Source organism: Meridianimarinicoccus sp. MJW13 (genome assembly GCF_014901205.1).
Lineage (GTDB): Bacteria > Pseudomonadota > Alphaproteobacteria > Rhodobacterales > Rhodobacteraceae > Meridianimarinicoccus.
In genome coordinates, this window is record NZ_JACNMU010000010.1 from 64,822 (window position 1) to 87,232 (window position 22,411).

A 22,411-nucleotide genomic window follows, 5' to 3' on the forward strand; every position below is an offset into this window, starting at 1 on the left:
GCTACTGCCCGGCAACCGGGGTGGTGCCCGCCGCCTCGCCGTTTTCGTCCAGCGTGATCGCGGCGATCTTTTCCTCGGCGGCTTTCAGCCGGGCCTCGCAATGCTTCTTCAGGGCCGCGCCGCGCTCGTACAGGGTGATCGAATCATCCAGCGAGACCTCTCCGGCCTCCAGCTTGCCAACCACGTCTTCCAGCGCCTTCATCGCTTCCTCGAAGCTCAGCTTTTCCACCGGGGTGTCAGTCATTGCCCTGCCTTTCCTGTCCTCGTGCCATCATGACGGCCACATAGGCCGCGACGCTTTCCGCCAATGCGGTCAGGTCATAGCCGCCTTCCAGCACCGAGACCAGACGCCCCGCGCAGATGTCGCCGGCCACATCGCACAGGCGCTCGGCGATCCAGGCGAAATCCTCGGTGCCAAGCGCCATCTGCGCCAGCGGATCGGCCGCATGGGCGTCGAATCCCGCCGAGACAAGGATCAACTCTGGCCGGGCCTGCCGCAGCGCGGGCAACACGCGGGTCTCGAACACGGGGCGATAGGCTGTGCCATCGGTGCCCGGCGGCAGGGGAAGGTTCAGGATCTGACCATGCGCGCCGCGTTCCTTGCGCATGCCCGTGCCGGGGTACAGCGGACTTTGATGGGTCGAGATGAAGGTGGCGCGCGCCTCTTCCCACAGCAGGTCCTGCGTGCCGTTGCCATGATGCACGTCGAAATCCACCACCGCCACGCGCGACAGCCCGCGCGCCTCCAACGCGTGTTTGGCCGCGATGGCGACCGCGCCGAACAGGCAGAACCCCATGGCCGTGGCCCGTTCCGCGTGATGGCCGGGCGGGCGAAGGGCGCAAAAGGCGTTGGTGGCGTCCTTGTCCAGCACCGCGTCCACGGCGGCAATCGCCCCGCCGGCGGCCCGCAACCCGGCGTCATAAGAGCCTGACATCACATGAGTGTCGCCATCCAGCGCGACCCAGCCCTCCTCAGGCGCGGCCGAGGCGACCCGGTCCACATATTCCGGCGGATGGCAGCGCAGCAGGGCCGCGCGCGCGGCCGGCGGGGCGCTGCGCCGGTCCAGGGCGTCGAACTCGGGCGCCGACAAGGCGCGTTCGATGGCCAGAATCCGGTCTACCCGCTCGGGGTGGCCCTCGGGGGTGACATGCTCAAGCGAGGCGGGGTGGGTGAACAGCGCGGTGGTCATGGCCGCAGCCTAGGCAGGGGCGCGGGCGGGCGCAACGGCCCGTGACCTGCAACCGGCAGACCCGTCGGACAGTGCGTCGCGCCGCCACGGGCGCGGGCCCCGCACCGGCGTCAGCCGGGGTGGGGGGACAGGGGAATGCCGCGTCAGCGGCCCCATCGGATCGGTCAGTCGGCCACCAGCATGTAACCCGCGCCGCGCACGGTCTGCAGATAGCGCGGCTGTTTCGGATCGGCCTCGATCTTGCGGCGCAACCGGGTGATCTGCACATCCACCGCCCGTTCCTGCGCCTGGTCGGTGTCTCGGCCCAGTTCCTCGACCAGTTGCGCCCGGCTCACCGGCTCGCCCAGCCGCGACGAGAAGATGCGCATCAACTGGCTTTCGGTGGCGGTCAGGCGGATCATCTCGGTTCCGGCCCAAAGCTCGCACCGGTCCTGATCGAATCGCACCGGCCCAAGGGTCAGCACCTGCAAGCCCTGCGTTTCCGGTTCCGCCGGCGGCACCCGGCGCAGAATGGCGTTGATCCGCAGCAGCAGTTCCTTAGGCTCGAACGGTTTGGCCAGATAGTCGTCGGCTCCGGCCTCCAGCCCGGCAATCCGGTCCGAGGTTTCGCCCTTCGCGGTCAGCAACAGGATCGGCGTCGCGATGTCCTCGCGCAGGGATTTGGTCAGTGCGATCCCATCCTCGCCCGGCATCATCACGTCCAGCACGATCAGGTCGAATTCCAGCCCCGCCAACAGCCGCCGGGCGTGGGCCGCGTCGCGGGCCGCTGTCACCCAGAAGCCGTTGCGGCTGAGGAATTTCTGCAACAGGCCGCGAATCCGCTCGTCGTCATCCACGATCATCAGATGGGTTTCGGGCTGTGCCCCCATGAACCTACTCCTTCAGGCTGTGGAAATATTTCTGGTTCTCGGCGTCCATCATGGCCTCCAGAACCTTGCGAAAGCCAGCCACGGCTTCCGGACCCGCATCGCGATAGGCCGCGCGCACGCGCGCCTGCTGGGCATCGGCCAGCTTGCGTTCCAGACTGACGCCGCTGGGGGTCAGGTGCAGGTGCCGTTCACGCTTGTCGCGCTGGCCGACCCGGCTGTCCACCAGCCCATCCTCGACCAGCGTCCGCAGAACCCGGTTCAGGGACTGCTTGGTCACGCCCAGAATGCCCAGCAGGTTGTTCACCGTGGTACCCGGACTTCTGTTCACGAAATGCAGGGCGCGATGATGCGCCCGTCCATAGCCGTATTTCTCAAGGATACGATCCGGGTCCGAGGTAAACCCCCGGTAGGCGAAGAACATCGCCTCGATTCCCTTCCGCAACTGCTCATCCGTGAGATAAAGCAGTTTCTCGCCGCTGTGCCCGTCCATGTTACCGCTCGATCACTTTTCAGGAATTGGCCCGATTTTACGTCAGCCTTGTTGACTTTCCAAGACTCAACGGATACCTCCCTTTCTGAAATTGCGCAATATTCAGTCCGCTTCGGCCCTGAGATGCGCAACTTTTGAAAATCCCCGAACGGGCCGCATGAAAAGGATGGAATGATGGCGGGTGGCTACGACGATCGCGACGGCAAAATCTGGCTGGACGGAACCCTTGTGCCGTGGCGCGATGCCAAGGTACATATCCTGACCCACGCGATGCATTACGCCTCTTCCGTGTTCGAAGGCGAGCGTGCCTATGGCGGCAAGATCTTCAAATCGGTGGCGCATTCCGAGCGGCTGAAACGATCGGCCGAGCTGATCGACTTCCAGGTGCCCTGGACCGTCGAGCAGATCGAAGAAGCGAAATACGCCACCATGAAGGCCAACGGCCTGTCGGATGCCTATGTGCGGGCCATTGCCTGGCGCGGCGCGGGTGAAGACATGGGCGTCGCCTCGGCCCGCAACCCGGTGCGTCTGGCCGTGGCCGCCTGGGAATGGGGCGCCTATTACGGCGATGCCAAGATGAAGGGCGCGAAGCTGGACATTTCCAAGTGGAAACGCCCGTCGCCCGAAACCATCCCCTGCCATGCCAAGGCGGCCGGGCTTTACATGATCTGCACCATGTCCAAGCACGCGGCCGAGGCCAAGGGCTGTTCGGATGCGATGATGTTCGACTATCGCGGCTACGTGGCCGAAGCGACCGGGGCCAACATCTTCTTCGTGAAGGATGGCGAGGTGCACACGCCGCTGCCCGATTGCTTCCTGAACGGGCTGACCCGGCAGACCGTGATCCAGATGCTGGTGGAAAAGGGCATCAACGTGCATGAACGCCACATCATGCCCGAGGAACTGGAAGGCTTCGAACAGTGCTGGCTGACCGGCACCGCTGCCGAGGTCACGCCGGTGGGCCAGATCGGGGATTACACCTTCGAAGTCGGCGCCCTGGCGCGCGACATCTCGGACTCCTACGAAAAGCTGGTGCGGGCCTGATAGGCACCGCGTATCGCATCCGAAAACACGGATGGCGCCCGCCGGGGCGCCATTTTTCGTCGTTCAGCCTGAAAGTCAGACGGTATAGCCGCGCTCGATCCGTGCGAAGGCCCGCATCATGTTTTCGGTGGTCCGCTGCTTGGGGCGGCGTTGCAGCATCAGGGTTTCCCGACGGGGGCCCATTTCCTTGTCGATACGCGAAAACGACAGTTTCATCCCTGACGTGGTTCGAGCTTTGGTGTGGTCCAGAACATGGCGTCTCATGGCAACCTCCTGATCGATTAGGGGGCCCACCCTAGCATGATTCCTGCCGATTCCGAAATACAACCTAACCTTGTGGCGTCATGGTTTCGCGCGACTTGGCACGTTGCAGGCCAAGGTGCCGTTCGCGCAGGATAATGATGACCCCGGCGCCAATCACCACCGAGGCACCGATCAGCACCTGCGGTGTCGGAATCTCCTGAAACACGAAATATCCGATCACCAGGGAAACCAGCATCGAGGCATATTCGAACGGCGCGATCAGAGAGGCTTCGGCATAGCGATAGCTTGAGGTCAGGAAGATCTGCCCGAAGCCGCCCAGAAGCCCCGCCACCACCAGCAGCCCCGCTGTCGAGGCCGACGGCAGCACCCAGCCGAAAGGCAGGGTCATCAGTGCCAGTACGGACGATGTGACCGAGAACCAGAAGACGATGGCGCTGGTCTGCTCGACCTGCACCATGTTGCGGATGTGGATCTGCGCCAGCGAGGCGAAACAGGCGCCCATCAGCACCAGCAGCGCGCCCAGGGCCTCGCGGTCGGCCACCCCGCCGGGGGTGATTGTCAGGCGCGGGGCCAGGATGATGCCGACCCCGACAAAGCCGATGATGACCGCCGAAAAGCGGAAGATGCCGACGTTTTCCTTCAGGAACATGGCGGCGAAAATGACCACCAGAAGCGGCATGGTATAGCCCAGGGCAATCGCCTCGGGCAGCGGCAGATAGGCCAGCCCGGCAAAGCCCAGCCCCATGGCGGCTGTTCCGACCAGGCCGCGCAGCACATGGGCGGTGGGGCTTTTCACCTTCAGTGCCCCCTGCAATTTGCCCTGCCAGAGCACCCAGACCAGGATCACCGGCAGCGCAAAGAACGACCGGAAGAACACCGCCTCGCCGGGGGGCACGCCTTCGGCGGCCGCCGCCTTCACAAGGCTGGCCATGATGACGAAAGACAGCACCGCGATCAGTTTGAACAGGATGCCGCGAAACGGCTGGTGCGGGGGGGCGGAAACAACACTCATGCGCCGGTTCTATCCGGTTTCCCCGCGCGCGACGATCCCGGCCCGCCGGATTTTTCGAAGGCCGGGACCGCAGGTGTGCGGCCGGATCAGGTCCGGGCCCGCCGCAGCCGCCGAATCGAGACCAACGCCCCCGCCGCCGAGGCCAGCATCAGCGCGGCCCCCGGCAAGGGCACCGGCGCCGGGGTGTTGGACAGGCCCATTGCGGTGATCGAAACATTGTCGAGCAGCCCGCCCAGGCCGTCGCTGCGGCCCAGGGCCCCGAAACCCAGCGTATAGGTGCCGGCCTTGGCAACGTTGAACACCTGCGTCACCCGCGTCCATTGCCCGATCTTCGTACCCGCATCGCGGTCCGAGACGACGCCTTTGGTCAGCCCGTCCAGCCCCCACGAGATGTCGTTGGACTGGGCGCGCTGCGTGCGCGGGCTGTAGAAGAATTCCAGCATGTGCTCGCCCAGATCCAGCACCACTTCCTGAACCATCGACGAGTTGTTGTTGCTGTCCATTTCCAGGTAGTGCAGGCCGTGCTGCGCGTCGATGCCGCGCAGGGTGCGGTTCGATTGCACTTCAATCCCGTAGCCGCTTTTCGTGGTCCAGCCCGGCAGGGCATCCCAGACCTGCCACGACGAACCCCGCCCCGATTGCAGCTTGTCGAACACCTGCCCGCCATTGCGCTTGCCGGGCGTGGCGAAGCTTTGCTCGAAACTGCCATTCTGGACGATGGCCGCCTGCGCGGCACCTGCCATCATTCCAAGGGCTGCCAGCCCCGCCACCACCATTTGTCTCATCCAAAACCCCAAACCGTTTACCGTTACAGGGGAATTATACGCGTTTAGGGAGAGCTGCCCGGGTATGATCCCGAACCAGGGTTAACCCGCAGAGGTGCTGCCCGGCAGGCGCGCCAGGGCCCATTGGACCGCATCACGAACCGTAGCGCATTGATCCTGCGCCAGATTTTCCACAACGGGGCGCAGGGTGGCATCGCCGCTGTTGCCGATAGCGTAAACCACGTTGCGGATGAACCGGTCCCGGCCGATGCGCTTGATCGGCGAGCCGCTGAACCGCGCCCGGAACCCGGCATCGTCCAGCCCGGCCAGTTCGGCCAGCGGTGGCGCGCGCAGGTCGTCGCGCGCGGCATAGCGGACCTCCTGCGCGGCCACTGCGAACTTGTTCCATGGGCAGGCGGCAAGGCAGTCGTCGCAGCCGTAGATGTGGTTGCCCAGACCGGGCCGCAGGTCGTCGTCCACCGGGCCCTTGTGCTCGATGGTCAGGTAGGAAATGCAGCGCCGCGCATCCAGTTGGAACGGCGCCGGGAAGGCATCGGTCGGGCACACATCCAGACAGGCGGTGCAACTGCCGCAATTCTCGCGCGCGGGGGCATCCACCGGCAGGGCCACGGTGGTGAAGATCGCCCCAAGGAAGAACCAACTGCCCAGATCGCGGCTGAGCAGGTTGGTGTGCTTGCCCTGCCAGCCCAGCCCCGCCGCCGCCGCCAGCGGCTTTTCCATCACAGGCGCGGTATCGACGAACACCTTGATCCCGGCGTCCGCCGCCTCGGGTTGCGCCAGCAGCCAGCGGCCCACGCGTTTCAGCCGTTTCTTGACGATGTCATGATAGTCGCGGTTCTGGGCATAGACGCTGATCGCGGCGCGGTCGGGCTGGCCCAGCACCGTGCGCGGATCGTGATCGGGCGTATATGCCTCGGCCAGCATGATGACGCTTTGCGCCTCGGGCCACAGGGCGTCGGGCGCGCCGCGCCAATGCATCCGTTCGGCCATCCAGCCCATCTGCCCGTGCCGCCCCTCGGCCACGTAGTGCGCCAGCCGACCCGCAATCTCGGGCACCGCATCGGGGCGGCAGATGCCCATGTCGGCAAAGCCCGCCGCCAGCGCCTCGTCGCGCAGCGCGGCCTTCAGGGCCTCCGGGTCGCGTCGTGCCTTGGCCATGGTCCCGCCTGTCCTGTCCGGGCCGCATGGCCCGACGTGTCAGAAATCCAGATCGGAATAATGCAGCGGCGGCGGGAATCCCGCCACCATGTCGCGCAGCAGGGGCCGATAGGCCGGGCGCGACTTGATCTTGGCGTACCAGTCCTTCAGCACCGCGCTGCGGTTCCAATCCACGTCCGAAGTATAGTCCATCACCGAAAGCTGCGCGGCGGCGGCGAAATCGGCCGCCGTCATCACATCGCCGGCCAGCCAGCGGCGGTGGTCCAGCAATTCACCCATGTAGTCGAGGTAGAACTTGATCCGCATCATCCCGTCCTTGACGTTGCGGCTGTCGGGTTGGCCGGCGCCGGTGATCTTCTTCATCACCCGCTCGCCCAGGATCTTCAGGGTGACTTCGCGGTAGAAGCTGTCATCGAAGATCCCCACCAGGCGCCGCACCTCGGCCCGTTCGCGCGGATCGCCGGGCATCAGGGCAGGGGTGGGATAGACCTCTTCCAGGTATTCGCAGATCGCCGTGCTCTCGCTCAGCACCAGCCCGTCGATCTTCAGCACCGGCACCCGCCCCACGATGTTGCGGGCCAGGTGGTCGGGGGATTTTTCCCAGAATTTTTCTTCCTGCAAATCCGTGTCCAGACGTTTCTCGGACAGGGTCAGGCGCACCTTGCGGCTGAACGGGCACAGCGGGTGATGATACAGGACGGTCATTGCGGCTCGGTTGTCAGGGGTTTCCTTCGTCTTGCCGTGAAGACGAGGGCAGATCAACCGCTGAAACAGTCGGCGCGACCATCGCGCCGGATTGTCGCCGCCCCGTCAGCGATGGATGCTGCCCGCCGCCGCAGGCTGGCCGAGGGTTTCGAGGCCGAGCGTTCCTTCGGATTGGGCAGCACGGCGGCCAGCCGCGCGGCCTGCGTGGCGCTCAGTTTGTCGGCGCTGACCCCGAAATACCAGGGCGCCGCGGCGCCGATGCCGAAGACGCCCGCGTCAAATTCGGCGACGTTCAGATAGACCTCCAGGATCCGTTTCTTCGACCAGACCAGTTCCACCGCCGGGGTCAGCAGCGCCTCCAGCGCCTTGCGCGGCCAGCTGCGCCCCTGCCACAGGAAGACGTTTTTCACCACCTGCTGACTGATGGTCGAGCCGCCGCGCTTCAACCCGCCGTCGATGGCCGCGCGCAGGGCCGCCATGTCGAAACCCCAGTGAGTGCAGTAATTGGCATCCTCGGCCGCCACGGCCGACCGGGCCATCACCGGGGCGATGTCTTCCATGTCGCGCCAGTCATAGCGGATCTCGCCCAGCCGCGCCCGCTCGCCCAGCATGTAGGGGGTCGTGGGGATCGGGAAGACCGCATAAGCGGCCAGCAGCCCGCCCAACAGGACCAACACGAGCAAAGGCGCCAGCCGAAGCCAGCGCCAGATCCGGCCGCCACGCGCCGCTGTCTTGGGGGTCGATTGTCGTTTCGTCACGCCCGGACCTTAGCGGTCCGCACCGGGCGCGCCAAGACGCAGGCCTCAGCCCCGACGCCGCAGGGCGCCCAGTCCCAGCAGCGCCACGCCCAGCAGTCCCGCCGCCCCCGGCAGCGGCACCTGCGACACCGACCAGCTGCTTGCCGCCACCCGATAGGTGCCACGCTCGCCGCCCAGCACCGTATCGAAGACCGTCCCCATGATGTAATCCGGCGGCCCGTCCAGTGCATCCAGGCTCCAGGACTGAAGCTGATAGGCCGGCCCGAAGGTGAAGCTGATCGAACTGCCCGCCACCGCGTACAGCGGGAACGAAAGCCCCCACGACACGATCCCGGCGGTCTGGTTGGCCGGATTGCCCGGACCGTTGATGCCGTAGAATTGCACGGTGCTGTTGGCGAAGCTTTGGCCATAGGCGGCCTCGCTCAGCACGACATCCCCGAAGAACGCCGGGTAGAACGGACGCCCGGGATCCGGCGGCCCCGACACATGGGGCATGTCGGCACCCTGATAGCTCAGCTTCAGGGTCACCGCATGGGCCTGCGCCGCGAAAGCGATCAGCACGGCGGACAAGACAAGTTTCAGTCGCATGATTTTCCTCCGTATGCCGGACACATCATGCCAGATCGCGGCGCATTTGTCCTACCCTTCCGCGCCTTCCAGCAGCTTGCGCAGCGCCTCTTCATTGTCGTGGCTCAACGAGGTCTGCAGCACCTTGCCCTTGTTGCGGAAGTGCTCGAGGTTCTCCAGAACCTTGTCGCCGGTGACCTTCTTGAGCAGGACGAATACCTGGCTGCCGCCCGGTGTCAGGCTTTCGCCCATTTCCTTCATGAACTTGTCATTCACGCCCAGGTCGGTCAGCGCGCCCGAGACCGCGCCGGCACCGGCACCGGCGGCCACACCGATCAACGGGTTCAGGAACAGAACCCCGATCAGCAGGCCCCAGAACGAGCCGCCCACAGCCCCGGCCGCGGTCAGGTTCATCGCCTGGTGCAGCTTGACCTTGCCCGCATCATCCTTGGTGACGACCACCGCGTCTTCCATCTCCAGCAGGTATTCCTTCTGCAGCTTCGCCAGTTCGGCGCGCAGCTCGAACCCCGTGGCCTCGTCGTCAAAAGCCACCACGATCAAATCGGCCATCTGAAATCTCCCTGTTGTGCGTCATCCGGGGCGGTGGTTTCCGCCCGCGGTCACAAAAACCGTGAGTCGGGGCCGGGTCAAGGCCCGAGGCACGAGTGGCCTTGAGGCGGGCGCGACTCGCATCCCATTCTGGAACAGGCCTGTTTGCGGCAGACCTGCCCGCAATCGGCCTCTCGGCAGGCTGGCCCGCCATCGCCACGGGCCGTGCCGCTGCGGGATTGTGCGTCTCCAGCGGCCAGATGCAGACAGGCGCGGGCGAATGCCCGCGCCTGCCCCGCCCAACGCTTTGCGATCGGCAGATCGCCCAAGGGGCGGGAGCCGCCCCCGACCGTCTACTCCGCCGGCACCGCTTCTGCCGGGATGCCCAGCGGATGCGGCAGATGCACCAGCATCTCCTTGGGACAGATCTGCATGAAGTTGGCTTTTTCCAGGTCCCAATGCTGCAGGATATCGGCGGCCTTGCGGCTGCCGGTTTCCGCATGATGCCGTTCGACCAGGCCCTTCAGCTGAGTTTCCCAATGATCCTGGGTCACCGGGCAGGTCACCAGGGTTTCCATGTTCATCAGGGCCGGGGCCGCGCCGTCTGGATCGTACAGATAGGCCATGCCGCCGGTCATGCCCGCGCCGAAGTTGGCGCCGATGCTGCCCAGGATCACCGCGACCCCGCCGGTCATGTATTCACACCCGTTCGAGCCGCAGCCCTCGATCACCACTTTCGCCCCCGAGTTGCGCACGGCGAATCGCTCGCCCGCGCGCCCGGCGGCGAAGAGATAGCCATCGGTGGCGCCATACAGCACGGTGTTGCCGATGATGGTGTTCTTCGACGCCACCAGCGGGCTGACCTGCTGTGGCCGGACCACGATGGTGCCGCCCGACAGGCCCTTGCCGACATAGTCGTTGGCATCGCCCTGCACTTCCAGCTTCAGACCCGGTGCCGCAAAGGCACCCAGCGACTGCCCGGCGGACCCGGTCAGTTTCACCGTCAGGTGATCGGGCTGCAGCGAATTGCGCATCCCGAAGCGCCGCACGATGTGGCTGGATGTGCGGGTGCCCACCGTCCGGCGGGTGTTCTGCACCGCGTAGGACAGCTGCATCTTCTCACCGTCTTCCAGGAAGCGCGCCGCATCCTCGACGATCTCGGCGTCCAGCGTGTCGGGCACCGGGTTGCGCGGCTTGTTGCGGTCGTATTTCGCGTCCTTGGCACCATCGACGGTGATCAGCAGCGGGTTCAGGTCCAGATCGTCCAGATGTGCCGAGCCGCGGCTGACCTGGCTGAGAAGATCGGCGCGGCCGATGATCTCGTCCAGCGTGCGCACGCCCATCTCGGCCATGATCTCGCGCACCTCGGTGGCGTAGAAGGTGATCAGGTTGACCACCTTGTCGGCCGAGCCGGTGAACTTGGCGCGCAGGCTTTCATCCTGCGTGCAGACGCCCACCGGGCAGGTGTTGGACTGGCACTGGCGCACCATGATGCAGCCCATGGCGATCAGGGCGGCGGTGCCGATGCCGTATTCCTCGGCGCCCATCAGCGCGGCGATGACGATGTCGCGCCCGGTGCGCAGCCCGCCATCGGTGCGCAGGGTGACCCGGTCGCGCAGCTTGTTCATCGACAGAACCTGATGCGCTTCGGTCAGCCCCATTTCCCATGGCAGGCCCGCGTATTTGATCGAGGTCGCGGGCGACGCCCCGGTGCCGCCGTTGTGCCCCGAAATCAGGATCACATCGGCCTTGGCCTTGGCCACCCCGGCGGCGATGGTGCCGACGCCCGAGGAGGCCACCAGCTTCACCGTCACCTTGCAGCGCGGGTTGATCTGTTTCAGATCGTAGATCAGCTGTGCCAGATCCTCGATCGAATAGATGTCGTGGTGCGGCGGCGGCGAGATCAGCGTCACACCCTTGGTCGAATGGCGCAGGCGGGCGATCAGGTCGGTGACCTTCATGCCCGGAAGCTGGCCACCCTCGCCGGGCTTGGCACCTTGGGCCACCTTGATTTCAAGCTCTTCGCACTGGTTCAGGTATTCGGCGGTGACGCCGAACCGGCCCGAGGCCACCTGCTTGATCTTCGCCGACGGGTTGTCGCCGTTGGGCTCGGGGTGGAAATGCGCCGGATCCTCGCCGCCTTCGCCGCTGTCGGACTTGGCGCCGATGCGGTTCATGGCCACGTTCAGGGTCTTGTGCGCCTCGGGGCTCAGCGCCCCCAGCGACATGCCCGGCGTGACAAAGCGCTTGCGGATCGAGGTGATGCTTTCCACTTCTTCGATCGGCACCGGCTTGCCCAGCGGCTTGATGTCCAGCAGGTCGCGCAGGTGGATCGGCGGGTTCGACCGCATCTTGGCCGAATACTGCTTCCACATCTCGAACGAGGCCCGGTCGCAGGCCGATTGCATCATGTGCATCGATTGCGCTTCCCAGGCGTGGGTCTCGCCGGTGCGGCGCGCCTTGTAGAAACCGCCGATGGGCAGCACGTCCTGGCCGCCGCGCCAGCCCTTGGCATGGACCTGCTCCAGCTTGCGCTGGATGCCGACCACGCCGATGCCGGAAATGCGGCTGTGCATGCCGGGGAAGAACTCGGCGCACATGGCGCGGCTCAGGCCCACAGCCTCGAAGTTCAGACCGCCGCGATACGAGGAGATCACCGAGATCCCCATCTTCGCCATGATCTTCAGCAGGCCCTGGTCGATGGCATGGCGATAGCGCGCCACCGCCTCGGACAGCGACATTTCCAGCAGGCCGCGCTCGATGCGGTCGGCCAGGCTGTCCTCAGCCAGATAGGGGTTCACCACTGTCGCACCCGCGCCGATCAGCACCGCGAAGTAATGCGGGTCGATGCATTCCGCCGACTGCACACCGATCGAACAGAAGGTCCGCAGACCCTTGTCGGTCAGCCCGCTGTGGATCGCCGAGGTCGCCAGGATCATCGGCATCGGCACCCGGTCTTCGTTCTGGTGAATGTCGGTCAGGATCAGATGACCCGCCCCCGAGCGCACCGCCTCTTCGGCCTCGTCGCGGATGCGGTTGAGACATTTGCGCAGGGCGCGGTCACCGCCGCCGGCGGGGAAGGTACAGTCGATCTCTGTCAGCGGAGCGTTGAACTGGTGCTTGAGCGCCTCGAACTGGGCGTTGCCCACGAAGGGGCTGTCCAGCACCAGGATCTCGGTCTGGCTGCTGTCCTCGTCCAGCACGTTCTTCAGGTTGCCGAAGCGCGTCTTCAGGCTCATCACGCGGTATTCGCGCAGGCTGTCGATCGGCGGGTTGGTCACCTGGCTGAAGTTCTGGCGGAAGAAATGGCTCAGCGGGCGGTATTTCTCGGACAATACCGCCGACGGCGTGTCATCGCCCATCGAGGCCAGCGCCTCCTTGCTGTCCTCGGCCATGGGGGTGAGGATCTGCTCCAGCTCCTCGATGCTGTAGCCCGCCGCGATCTGCCGCTTGCGCAGCTCGGCGCCCGAGAACATGGCGGTTTCGGTCAGCCCGTCCAGGGTTTCGCTCAGATCGCTGATCTTGCCGACCCAGTCGCCGAACGGCTGCGCCGCGGCCAGACGGTTCTTGATCTCGGTGTCGTGGTAGAGCTTGCCGTCGGTCATATCCACGGCAATCAACTGCCCCGGTCCCAGCGCGCCTTTTTCGACCACGGTCGCTTCATCCACCGGCACCATGCCCGCTTCCGACCCTGCGATCAGCAGGCCGTCGCCGGTCACCACATAGCGCATCGGGCGCAGACCGTTGCGGTCCACCCCGGCACAGACCCAGCGGCCATCGGTCATCGCCAGCGCGGCCGGACCGTCCCAGGGCTCCATCACCGAGTTGCAGTAGGAATACATGTCGCGCCACGCCGGCGGCAGGTCCACCGCCTGCTTGGACCAGCTTTCCGGCACCAGCATGGTTTTCGCCATCGGCGCCGAGCGTCCGGCCCGCACCAGAACCTCAAACACCGAATCCAGCGCGGCCGAGTCCGACGATCCCTGCCGCACGATCGGCTTGATGTCCTCGGCCAGGTCGCCAAAGGTCGCCGAGGCCATGCGGATCTCGTGGCTTTTCATCCAGTTGATGTTGCCCTTCAGCGTGTTGATCTCGCCGTTGTGCGCCAACATGCGGAACGGCTGGGCCAGCCACCACTGCGGGAAGGTGTTGGTCGAATAGCGCTGGTGATAGATCGCGAAGGCGCTTTCAAACCGGTCGTCCATCAGGTCGGGGTAAAACTCCGCCACCTGCTCGGCCAGCATCATGCCCTTGTAGATGATCGACCGGCAGCTCAGGGAACAGATGTACAACTCGCCCACGCCCTGCGCGGCGGCGGCTTTCTCGATCCGGCGGCGGATGACATACAGTTCGCGCTCGAAGGTTTCCTCATCCACGCCCTTGTTGTTGGAGATGATGATCTGCTCGATCTCGGGGCGGGTGGCGTTGGCCTTTTCGCCAAGGCAGGAGATATCCACCGGCACATGGCGCCATCCGTAGATGTAATAGCCCATGCGCAGAACCTCGGCCTCGACGATGGTCCGGCATGTTTCCTGGGCGCCGAAATTGGTGCGCGGCAGGAAGACCTGGCCCACGGCAATCAGCTGCTCCATGTTCGGCTCGTGGCCGGTGCGGCGGATCTGGTCATAGAAGAACGGGGCCGGGATCTGCACATGGATGCCCGCGCCGTCGCCGGTCTTGCCATCGGCATCCACGGCGCCCCGGTGCCAGATTGCCTTCAGCGCGGTGATGCCCGCTTCGACCACCTGCCGCGAGGGCGAACCATCGACGCTGACCACAAGACCGACGCCGCAGTTGGCTTTCTCTTCGTCGGGCAGGTACATGCCCTGTTCCGCCAGAAAGGCGCGCTGTGCTTCTTGCTGGGCCACCCAGGCCTGATCGTATTTGGTCATGAGGGGTCTCCCGGATTGGAGGCAGCAACCATCGCAAGGATGTCGGCCTCGGTCATTTTCTTGGTGTCCCCGGCAAAGGCATGGCCCGCCGGCTTGTGATCGATGTAGACCTCGGTGGTCAGGGTCAGACCGTCCAGGCTGTCCAGTGTGCCCGCGGTGACGGACATCAACCCGTGCATCGGGCCGGGGACGGTCAGCCGCCAGAACAGGTTGCTGCCGCAGGTGCCGCAGAACCCGCGCTCGGCCCAGTCGGACGATGTGTAGATGCGGATGTTGTCCGCGCCCTCGAAAGTCACGCCGCCGGGCGGGACTTCCAGGCCCAACTCGATTCCGCCGGTCCAGCGGCGGCACATGCCGCAATGGCAGGCGCCATATCTTTCGGGCGCTTCGGCGAGGGTGTAACGGACTGCGCCACACAGGCAGCCGCCGGTTGTCGAAGCCATCGCTCAGTCCTTTCCGTTGCAGGGCCGAAACAGGTCAATCTGTCTGACCCGGTTCGGGACAGGCTGGCCTTGGCGGCCAGCCCGGAAGCCATACGTCTGCCATACGCGGGCCAGACGTTTTCCAGCGCGGCTTATTCTGCCGCCACGGACGCGGATTTCGCGTCAAAAGTTGCCAGCATCGCGTCCGCCGCTTCACGGCCATCACGGATCGCCCAGACCACCAGCGAGGCACCACGCACGATGTCGCCCACCGCGTAAACGCCATCCATCGCGGTCTGATGGGTGCGGAAATCGGCCTTCACGGTGCCCCAACGGGTCACTTCCAGATCCGGCTGACCCCAGAGCGTTGGCAGGTCTTCCGGCTCGAACCCAAGGGCTTTCACCACCAGATCGGCCTCTTCCACATAGTCCGCGTCTTCGATCAGTTCGGGCATCTGGCGGCCGGTGGCATCCGGCGCGCCCAGGCGCATCTTCTGCACCATGACGCCGCTGACCGGATCGCCGGCAAAGCCCTTGGGGGCCGACAGCCAGACGAATTCCACGCCTTCTTCCTCGGCATTGGCCACCTCGCGCTGCGAGCCCGGCATGTTGGTCCGGTCGCGGCGGTACAGGCATTTGACGCTTTCGGCGCCCTGCCGCACGGCGGTGCGCACGCAATCCATGGCGGTGTCGCCGCCGCCGATGACCACGACCTTCTTGCCTTTGGCGTTCAATTCGCCGCTTTCGTATTCGGCCACCGTGTCGCCAAAGCCGACGCGGTTCGAGGCGGTCAGGTAATCGATGGCGCGCACGATGCCCTCGGCACCCGAGCCGGGGCCCTGCAGATCGCGGGTCTTGTAGACGCCGGTGGCGATCAACACAGCATCATGTGCCTTGCGGATATCGGCGAACGAGATGTCATCGCCCACGGTGCAGTTCAGTTTGAAGATGACGCCGCCTTGTTCCAGCTGCTCGATACGCTGCATGACGACGGGTTTTTCCAGCTTGAAACCGGGGATGCCATAGGTCAGCAGCCCGCCGGCGCGGTCGTAGCGGTCATAGACCGTGACCTGCACACCCGCGCGGCGCAGACGGTCGGCCGCGGCCAGCCCGCCGGGACCGGCGCCGATGATGCCGACGCTCTCGCCGCGTTCCGCTGCCGGAACGATGGGCTTGACCCAGCCTTTTTCAAAAGCGGTGTCGGTGATGTATTTCTCGACCGAGCCGATGGTCACGGTGCCATGGCCCGACTGTTCGATCACGCAATTGCCTTCGCACAATCGGTCTTGCGGGCAGATCCGGCCGCAGATCTCGGGGAAGGTGTTGGTCGCCTGGCTGAGTTCATAGGCTTCCTCAAGCCGTCCTTCGGCGGTCATGCGCAACCAGTCGGGAATGTTGTTGTGCAAAGGGCAATGCGACTGGCAGTAAGGTACACCACACTGGCTGCACCGGCTCGCTTGCTCTTCCGCCTTCTGCGCGGCAAATTCCGCGTAGATTTCACCGAAGTCCTGGTTGCGAAGATTGGGCGCACGCTTTTCAGGCATGTCCCGTGCTACGGACACAAACTGAAGCATCTTTTGCTTGGCCATCCCGTTACCTCGCTCAACTGGGGTCAGGGGCCTTTTAGTAGGGAGAAGAGGAAATGAAAAGTCATAAGTAGTGACCTATTTTCCCTCACGAGCCTGCGGCAATGCAGCATCATCGGGTCAAATGCGGGAAATATAAGTCATATATACTGACTTATAAATCTAAAATACGATCAATAACAATATCTTACGAGTTCTTCCCCAAGGTACGGATTCCAACGACATGTCCCTGTTTCACCTTCTTCTGATCGCCATCATCCAGGGCGTGACCGAATTTTTACCGATCTCTTCGTCTGGCCACCTGATTCTTCTGCCGAATCTGACCGGGATGGACGATCAGGGGCTGGCCATCGATGTGGCCGTTCATGTGGGTACGTTGTTCGCCGTGATCCTGTATTTCTGGTCGGACGTGAAGCTGGCCGCAGTGGGCACCCTGCGGTTGCTGCGGGGGCGGATCGACACGCCGGGGGCGCGGCTGGCCTTCCTGCTGGCGGTGGCGACGGTGCCGGTGGTGATCGTCGGGCTGATCCTGAAGGTTACCGGGTTGAACGACGCCATGCGCTCGGTCGCGGTGATCGGCTGGACCATGCTGGTGTTCGGCATCGTTCTGTACGTCTTCGACCAGAGGGGGCCCAAGGTTCGCAAGGCCGAGGACTGGACCCTGCGCGATGCCATCATCATGGGGCTGTGGCAGGTGCTGGCGCTGATCCCCGGCACCTCGCGGTCGGGTATCACCATCACCGGTGCCCGCGCTTTGGGCTATACGCGGGAGGATGGTGCCAAGCTGGCCATGCTGATGTCGATCCCGACCATTGCCATGGCGGGCGGTTTGCTGACGCTGGATGTGATGGCGCATTGGGATCCGGCGCTGGCGCTGGATGCGGCCATCGCGGCGGTTTTCGCCTTCGGTTCGGCGTTGCTGGCACTGGTGCTGATGATGCGGCTGCTGAAGTCGGTCAGCTTCACACCCTATGTGATCTATCGCGTGATCCTGGGGCTGATCCTGCTGGGCATTGCCTATAGCTGACATGACAAGGGCGACCGTGAAGGCCGCCCCGTGGTCTGTGCCCAGGGGGCCGGTTCAGGCTTTCATGTCCTTGGCGGATTCGGTCAACGCCTCGTACTGGCCGGTAGGGCGGAAGCGCCACAGGTAATCATCCAGCACCGCGCCATAAGCCACCGGCGTGATGCCCAGATCGGCCAGCCCGCGCGCGCCGTCCGAGACCGCGTTGTCATTGCGCAGGTTGCGCACCTGGTCGGCGGTCAGCATCTTGTTCTCGATCAGGCCCATGCCGATCTTCTGCACCAGGTCCAGGCTGGCGCCCATGATCCAGGCGATCCAGAACGGCGTGTTCACGATCAGGCGACGGCGGCGGATGACCTTGAGCATGTCCTGCATCAAGTCGTGGAAACTGGCCACTTCCGGCCCGCCCAGTTCATAGACACCGGGCGCTGCCGCGCCGGTCACCCCCATGACGGCGGCCTCGGCCACATTGTCCACATAGACCGGCTGAAACCGCGTGTCGGCGCCCACCAGCGGCAGCACCGGGCCAAAGCGCGCCATGCTGGCAAAGCGGTTGAAGAACCCGTCCTCGGGCCCGAACACGATCGAGGGCCGCAGGATCACTGCATCGGGCTGATGCGCCAGCACGCCCGCCTCGCCGGCGGCCTTGGTACGGGCATAGGCGCTGTCGCTGTCCGCGTCGGCACCGATGGCCGACACATGCACCATGCGCGAGATCCCGGCCTCGGCGGCCAGCCGTGCCACACGGCCCGGCCCTTCGGCCTGCACCTTGTCGAACTTGTTCTTGCCAAACTCGTTCAGGATTCCAACGCAGTTCACCACCGCCTCGGCCCCGCCCAGAACCGCGCGCACCGAGTCGTCATCGCGGATGTTGCAGAACACCGGTTCGACCTGACCGACGACACCATAGGGCTTCACGAAGATCGCCTCGTTCGGCCGCCGCACCGCCACGCGCACACGGTAGCCTTGCTTGGCAAGGCGGCGCACGATGTAGCGCCCGACAAAGCCCGATCCCCCGAAAACAGTCACAAGTTGCGTCATCTCTGGCCTCCGCGCATTTCCCTTTGGGATGTATCGCCCGGACCCTTCCCGGGCAAGGCGCATCGCGTCGCGGTGGGTCGTGGAGGCGTGCGCAGAGTTTTTTTCAGAAAGTTTCGCACCCCGTGTTGACACCCCCCCCGCAGCAGGTCTAAACGCCGCTTCACGACACCTGCCCAGGTGGCGGAATTGGTAGACGCGCTAGCTTCAGGTGCTAGTGTCCGTATGGACGTGGAGGTTCGAGTCCTCTCCTGGGCACCATTTCCCTCAAAAGAAATGTCATCCGAACAGTGGGTTGGCGCGAAAGCGCACCGCGCTGCCTTCGGTCCACGCGGGTTGGCCTTTGGGGGCCGCCCGGTGATCCTGACGTTTGTCCGCGTCATGATGCACTCCCTGCTTTCACGGCCTGTTAACCCGCCCTGATGCTCCCTGTCGGCATGGCGCACGTTCTTTTCCTTTGCCTGATGTTGTGGGCCGGCTTGGCCGGGGCCGCGCCTTTGCGTGTAGCCATTTTCACGGCCGAACTGGATCGTGACGGGCCGGGGGTGTTGCTGCGCGATATTCGAAAGGACGATGCGCAGGTTCTGGCCGTGGCCGGGGTCATCGCGGCGGCGGATCCGGATGTGATTCTGCTGACGCGCTTTGACTGGGATTTCGAAGGCCGGGCGCTGACGGCTTTTGCCAAGGTTCTAGCGCGATCCGGGGCGACCTATCCGCATCGCTTCGCCCCGCGGCCCAACACGGGCTGGCTGTCGGGGGTGGACCTGAACGGCGATGGGCGCGTGCGGCTGCCCGAAGACGGGCAGGGCTGGGGGCGCTTTGCGGGTCACAAGGGCATGGCGTTGTTGTCGAAATGGCCGATCCTGACCGACCATGCCCGTGATTTTTCCGGTCTGCTCTGGGCTGATCTGCCCGGGGCAACCTTGCCGAAAACCGCCACGGGAGCGCCGTTCCTGTCGTCCGAGGCGCTGGCGACGCAGCGGTTGTCCACCACGGGCCATTGGGCGGTGCCGGTGGACACGCCAGAGGGCAAGGTGACCCTGCTGGTCTGGCACGCCACGCCGCCGGTGTTCGACGGGCCCGAGGATCGCAATGGGCTGCGCAACCGCGATGAGGCCCGTGTCTGGTCTTTGCTGATGGGCGGGCAGATTGACGGAGAGCCCCCGCCCGACGCGCCCTTCGTGTTGTTGGGCAATGCCAATCTGGACCCGCAGGCCGGGGATGGGCATCGCGCCGCGATGGCCGAACTGCTGGCACATCCGGCCCTGCAAGACCCGCGCCCAACCAGTGCGGGCGCTGCGGCAGAGGGGCGGGCCAGCGATACGGTGGCCTGGGATCAGGCCGGAGAACCCGGCAACATGCGCGTCGACTATGTGCTTCCGCAGGCAGGGCTGGAGGTCTCTGGCGCCGGTGTGCTCTGGCCGGTGCAGGGCGATCCGGCGCGCGCGCTGTTGGGCAAGGACGGGCGTGGGGCCAGTCGGCACCGGCTGGTCTGGGTCGATCTGGTGCTTCGGGGCGGATCCTGACGCGGCCTTGATCCGTTCCATCCCCGAGCCTGTCAGACGCGACCCAAGGCCAGGGCTGCACCGCGCGCCACCTTGACCCTTCCCCGAGGGCGGGCTACGCCCCCGCGCAAGTCTTTCAAGGAGATGCCCCCATGACGAACCCCTCCCTGCTCATCCTGCCCGGCGACGGGATCGGTCCGGAAGTTATGGCCGAGGTCCGCCGCATCATCGACTGGTTCGGTGACAAGCGCGGCCTGACCATCGATGTGTCCGAGGATCTGGTGGGCGGGGCGGCCTATGACAAGCACGGTGTGCCGCTGACCGACGAGACCATGCAAAAGGCGCAAGATGTGGACGCGGTTCTGCTGGGCGCCGTCGGTGGCCCCAAGTACGACGATCTGGATTTCAGCGTGAAGCCCGAGCGCGGCCTGCTGCGCCTGCGCAAGGAAATGGATCTGTTCGCCAACCTGCGCCCGGCCCAGTGCTTTGACGCACTGGCCGATTTCTCGTCGCTGAAGAAAGACGTGGTGGCCGGTCTGGATATCATGATCGTGCGCGAACTGACCTCGGGCATCTATTTCGGCGAGCCGCGCGGCATCATCACCGAGGGCAACGAGCGCGTGGGCATCAACACCCAACGCTACACCGAAAGCGAGATCGACCGGGTGGCGCGCTCGGCCTTCGAACTGGCCATGAAGCGCGACAGGAAGCTGTGCTCGATGGAAAAGGCCAACGTGATGGAATCGGGCATCCTGTGGCGCGAAGTCGTCACCAAGGTGGGCCGGGATTATCCCGAGGTCGAGCTGTCGCACATGTACGCCGATGCCGGCGCCATGCAGCTGTGCCGCTGGCCCAAGCAGTTCGACGTGATCGTCACAGACAACCTGTTCGGCGACCTGCTGTCGGATGCCGCCGCGATGCTGACCGGCTCGCTGGGGATGCTGCCCTCGGCCAGCCTTGGCGCACCGATGGCCAATGGCCGCCCCAAGGCGATGTACGAACCGGTACATGGCTCGGCCCCGGACATCACCGGGCAGGGCAAGGCCAACCCCATCGCCTGCGTGCTGAGCTTCGCCATGGCGCTGCGCTACAGTTTCGATCAGGGGGCCGAGGCCGACCGCCTTGAAGCCGCCATCGAGCAGGTGCTGGCCGACGGCGTGCGCACCGCCGATCTTCTGGGCGAAGAGGGCGTGACACCGGTCACGACCAGCGAGATGGGCAGCGCGATTCTGGCAGCGCTGGACGCATCGCTTTGAAATTCCACGGCGCGGGTTCTTGATCCGCGCCGTTGACAGCGCTAACGGTTGAGGCATCCCCGTATAGGATGCCCCAAGATGCTTCGTTCCCTGTCCGCCAACGCGCAAGGCGCCGTTATCGCGCTTGCGGCGTTTGCCGTTTTTTCCGTCCATGATGTGCTGGTCAAGCTGCTGGGTGGCACCTATGCGCCTGTTCAAGTGCTGTTCTTCACGGTGCTGTTCAGTTTTCCCCTGTTCACGCTGGTCCTGATCCAGAAACAACGCAGCGGATCCCTGCGCCCGCACAGACCATTGTGGACCGGGCTGCGGACCGTCAGCGTGGCCATTACTGGTCTGTCGGCCTTCACCGCCTTTTCCCTGCTGCCGCTGACCCAGGTTTACGCGATCCTGTTCTCGATGCCGCTGTTGATCACCCTGATGTCGATCCCGGTACTGGGCGAAAGGGTCGGCATCCATCGCGGCGCGGCGGTTCTGGTCGGCCTGTGCGGGGTTCTGATCGTGCTGCGTCCGGGGACAGAGCCCCTGTCGCTGGGGCATCTGGCGGCGCTTCTGGCGGCGGTCTGCGGCTCGTTCGCCTCGGTGATCGTGCGCAAGATCGGCCAAGAGGAACGCAGCGCGGTGCTGCTGCTGTACCCGCTGTTGACCAATCTCGTGGTGATGGGGCTGGCGCTGCCGTTCTATTATACCCCGATGCCGGTGGCGGACCTTGGTGTGCTGGCGGCCATCGCGGCGCTGTCCCTGACCGGCACCGGGCTGATGATACTGGCCTATCGCACCGGTGAAGCCGCCGTGGTTGCCCCGATGCAGTATTCCCAGATCGTGCTGGCGACCCTGTTTGGTTGGGCCCTGTTCAATGAAACCCCGGATCTGGGCACCATCATCGGCGCTTCGATCGTGATCGCCTCGGGGGCCTATGTGGTCTGGCGCGAAAGCGGGGTGCGCGACGACGGCAATCAGCCCGTGCTGCGCACACGGTCGCGCGTCGAAACCGGCGCAGCGCCCCGTGTCAGCGCGCTGATGAACGAGCGGCGAAACCCCGAGGATTGAGCGATTTCCTGTCGCTTCCCCCCTTGCAAAACTTGGTCAAAGTCAATATTGCCGCCGCTACACGGTCGGAGTGTAGCTCAGCCTGGTAGAGCACTGTCTTCGGGAGGCAGGGGTCGGAGGTTCGAATCCTCTCACTCCGACCATGTAAACAATCACTTACAAGTCATTTCCCACGAACCGCTTTGGCGCGGACTGTCTGCGCGCGTTCGGATTGTCTTGGGGGTGGTATCCTGTGCGGGCGGTGGCGACA

The 22,411-nt window shown here is 64.9% G+C and carries 21 protein-coding genes and 2 tRNA genes; 7 read left to right on the forward strand and 16 right to left on the reverse strand.

The features are described from left to right. Position 1: 1 nt before the first annotated feature. From H8B03_RS17030 to H8B03_RS17045, 4 genes are all read right to left on the reverse strand, one after another. On the reverse strand, positions 2 to 244 hold the full coding sequence (locus tag H8B03_RS17030) for an exodeoxyribonuclease VII small subunit (RefSeq protein WP_193143103.1): 243 nt from the start codon (positions 242 to 244) through the stop codon (positions 2 to 4). Then, the gene (locus H8B03_RS17035; RefSeq protein ID WP_193143104.1) at positions 237 to 1,190 is read right to left on the reverse strand and encodes a histone deacetylase family protein; all 954 of its coding nucleotides are present in this window, start codon (positions 1,188 to 1,190) and stop codon (positions 237 to 239) included. Before H8B03_RS17035 ends, H8B03_RS17030 begins: the two co-directional genes overlap by 8 nt. 164 nt (positions 1,191 to 1,354) lie before the next feature. Next, the gene (locus H8B03_RS17040; RefSeq protein WP_193143105.1) at positions 1,355 to 2,059 is read right to left on the reverse strand and encodes a response regulator; all 705 of its coding nucleotides are present in this window, start codon (positions 2,057 to 2,059) and stop codon (positions 1,355 to 1,357) included. Positions 2,060 to 2,063: 4 nt separating this feature from the next. After that, positions 2,064 to 2,549, reverse strand: coding sequence for a MarR family winged helix-turn-helix transcriptional regulator (locus tag H8B03_RS17045; RefSeq protein ID WP_193143106.1), 486 nt, complete (start codon positions 2,547 to 2,549; stop codon positions 2,064 to 2,066). A gap of 174 nt (positions 2,550 to 2,723) precedes the next feature. Between H8B03_RS17045 and H8B03_RS17050 the strand changes: the two genes are divergently transcribed. Further along, positions 2,724 to 3,593 (forward strand): branched-chain amino acid aminotransferase, encoded by an 870-nt coding sequence (locus H8B03_RS17050; RefSeq protein ID WP_193143107.1) that lies wholly within the window; start codon positions 2,724 to 2,726, stop codon positions 3,591 to 3,593. A 75-nt stretch (positions 3,594 to 3,668) separates the two neighbouring features. Here the strand turns inward: H8B03_RS17050 and H8B03_RS17055 are convergent, their stop codons facing one another. The 11 genes from H8B03_RS17055 to H8B03_RS17105 all read right to left on the reverse strand — a co-directional run bounded on the left by H8B03_RS17055 (position 3,669) and on the right by H8B03_RS17105 (position 16,294). Then, positions 3,669 to 3,857: a hypothetical protein gene (locus tag H8B03_RS17055; protein ID WP_193143108.1), complete on the reverse strand. Its 189-nt coding sequence runs from the start codon at positions 3,855 to 3,857 to the stop codon at positions 3,669 to 3,671. A 64-nt stretch (positions 3,858 to 3,921) separates the two neighbouring features. After that, a complete protein-coding gene (locus H8B03_RS17060) occupies positions 3,922 to 4,869 on the reverse strand; it encodes a DMT family transporter (RefSeq protein ID WP_193143109.1) in 948 nt (315 codons plus the stop codon). Positions 4,870 to 4,955: 86 nt separating this feature from the next. Further along, entirely contained in the window at positions 4,956 to 5,654 is a 699-nt protein-coding gene (locus H8B03_RS17065) for a hypothetical protein (RefSeq protein WP_193143110.1), read from the reverse strand. A gap of 81 nt (positions 5,655 to 5,735) precedes the next feature. Further along, positions 5,736 to 6,812, reverse strand: a complete 1,077-nt coding sequence (gene queG / locus H8B03_RS17070; RefSeq protein ID WP_193143111.1) for a tRNA epoxyqueuosine(34) reductase QueG — start codon at positions 6,810 to 6,812, stop codon at positions 5,736 to 5,738. Between the two features lie 39 nt (positions 6,813 to 6,851). Next, positions 6,852 to 7,517 (reverse strand): glutathione S-transferase family protein, encoded by a 666-nt coding sequence (locus H8B03_RS17075; RefSeq protein ID WP_193143112.1) that lies wholly within the window; start codon positions 7,515 to 7,517, stop codon positions 6,852 to 6,854. A gap of 53 nt (positions 7,518 to 7,570) precedes the next feature. Next, the gene (gene mtgA, locus H8B03_RS17080) at positions 7,571 to 8,275 is read right to left on the reverse strand and encodes a monofunctional biosynthetic peptidoglycan transglycosylase (RefSeq protein ID WP_193143113.1); all 705 of its coding nucleotides are present in this window, start codon (positions 8,273 to 8,275) and stop codon (positions 7,571 to 7,573) included. 45 nt (positions 8,276 to 8,320) lie between these two features. Beyond that, positions 8,321 to 8,863: a hypothetical protein gene (locus H8B03_RS17085; RefSeq protein WP_193143114.1), complete on the reverse strand. Its 543-nt coding sequence runs from the start codon at positions 8,861 to 8,863 to the stop codon at positions 8,321 to 8,323. Positions 8,864 to 8,914: 51 nt separating this feature from the next. Next, on the reverse strand, positions 8,915 to 9,412 hold the full coding sequence (locus H8B03_RS17090; RefSeq protein ID WP_193143115.1) for a DUF1269 domain-containing protein: 498 nt from the start codon (positions 9,410 to 9,412) through the stop codon (positions 8,915 to 8,917). A 332-nt stretch (positions 9,413 to 9,744) separates the two neighbouring features. Further along, entirely contained in the window at positions 9,745 to 14,283 is a 4,539-nt protein-coding gene (gltB, locus tag H8B03_RS17095; protein WP_193143116.1) for a glutamate synthase large subunit, read from the reverse strand. Continuing rightward, on the reverse strand, positions 14,280 to 14,726 hold the full coding sequence (locus H8B03_RS17100) for a GFA family protein (RefSeq protein WP_193143117.1): 447 nt from the start codon (positions 14,724 to 14,726) through the stop codon (positions 14,280 to 14,282). Before H8B03_RS17100 ends, gltB begins: the two co-directional genes overlap by 4 nt. 131 nt (positions 14,727 to 14,857) lie before the next feature. Continuing rightward, positions 14,858 to 16,294: an NAD(P)-dependent oxidoreductase gene (locus H8B03_RS17105; RefSeq protein ID WP_193143118.1), complete on the reverse strand. Its 1,437-nt coding sequence runs from the start codon at positions 16,292 to 16,294 to the stop codon at positions 14,858 to 14,860. Positions 16,295 to 16,514: 220 nt separating this feature from the next. On the opposite strand from H8B03_RS17105, the gene H8B03_RS17110 reads away from it, so the two are divergent. After that, positions 16,515 to 17,318: an undecaprenyl-diphosphate phosphatase gene (locus tag H8B03_RS17110; protein WP_193143119.1), complete on the forward strand. Its 804-nt coding sequence runs from the start codon at positions 16,515 to 16,517 to the stop codon at positions 17,316 to 17,318. Positions 17,319 to 17,372: 54 nt separating this feature from the next. On the opposite strand, the gene H8B03_RS17115 is transcribed toward H8B03_RS17110, so the two are convergent. Continuing rightward, complete coding sequence (locus H8B03_RS17115) at positions 17,373 to 18,356, reverse strand: complex I NDUFA9 subunit family protein (protein ID WP_193143120.1); 984 nt, start codon at positions 18,354 to 18,356, stop codon at positions 17,373 to 17,375. Positions 18,357 to 18,527: 171 nt separating this feature from the next. Between H8B03_RS17115 and H8B03_RS17120 the strand changes: the two genes are divergently transcribed. From H8B03_RS17120 to H8B03_RS17140, 5 genes are all read left to right on the forward strand, one after another. After that, positions 18,528 to 18,614 (forward strand) — tRNA-Leu (locus H8B03_RS17120). Between the two features lie 236 nt (positions 18,615 to 18,850). Then, a complete protein-coding gene (locus H8B03_RS17125; RefSeq protein ID WP_226926065.1) occupies positions 18,851 to 19,879 on the forward strand; it encodes an endonuclease/exonuclease/phosphatase family protein in 1,029 nt (342 codons plus the stop codon). Positions 19,880 to 20,010: 131 nt separating this feature from the next. Then, complete coding sequence (gene leuB, locus H8B03_RS17130) at positions 20,011 to 21,114, forward strand: 3-isopropylmalate dehydrogenase (RefSeq protein WP_193143122.1); 1,104 nt, start codon at positions 20,011 to 20,013, stop codon at positions 21,112 to 21,114. A gap of 78 nt (positions 21,115 to 21,192) precedes the next feature. Next, the gene (locus H8B03_RS17135) at positions 21,193 to 22,161 is read left to right on the forward strand and encodes a DMT family transporter (RefSeq protein ID WP_226926066.1); all 969 of its coding nucleotides are present in this window, start codon (positions 21,193 to 21,195) and stop codon (positions 22,159 to 22,161) included. A gap of 66 nt (positions 22,162 to 22,227) precedes the next feature. Continuing rightward, positions 22,228 to 22,304, forward strand: a tRNA-Pro gene (locus H8B03_RS17140). Positions 22,305 to 22,411 lie beyond the last annotated feature (107 nt).